Origin of the sequence: Pectobacterium sp. 1950-15 (assembly GCF_037136835.1) — a bacterium.
GTDB lineage: Bacteria > Pseudomonadota > Gammaproteobacteria > Enterobacterales > Enterobacteriaceae > Pectobacterium.
In genome coordinates, this window is record NZ_JBBBQR010000050.1 from 1 (window position 1) to 426 (window position 426).

Genomic DNA, 426 nt, shown 5'->3' on the forward strand with positions numbered 1-426 from the left:
AAAAACGTGAATATTCTGGAAGCGGAATGCTGTGCGGATCACATCCATATGCTTCTGGAAATCCCACCGAAGATGAGTGTCTCGGGATTTATGGGGTACCTGAAGGGAAAGAGCAGCCTAATGCTTTATGAGCAGTTTGGCGATTTGAAGTTCAAATACCGTAACAGGGAATTTTGGTGCCGAGGGTATTACGTTGATACGGTGGGTAAAAACACGGTCAGGATACAAGAATACATAAAGCACCAACTGGCAGAGGATAAAATGGGTGAGCAACTCTCGATCCCGTATCCAGGTAGCCCGTTTACGGGCGGTAAGTAATCCATAGATGCAAATGTCAGATCGCGATGCGCCTGTTAGGGCGCTGCTGGTAAGAGAGCCTTATAGGCGCATATGAAAAACCTCCGGCTATGCCGGAGGATATTTATT

At 46.9% G+C, this 426-nt stretch carries 1 protein-coding gene; it reads left to right on the forward strand.

Annotated features, from left to right (window positions below; genetic code table 11):
• Positions 1-318 (forward strand): IS200/IS605 family transposase (gene tnpA / locus WCT94_RS20730; RefSeq protein WP_336871608.1); only part of this gene is annotated, 318 nt, incomplete at its 5' end.
• Between the last annotated feature and the right edge of the window lie 108 nt (positions 319-426).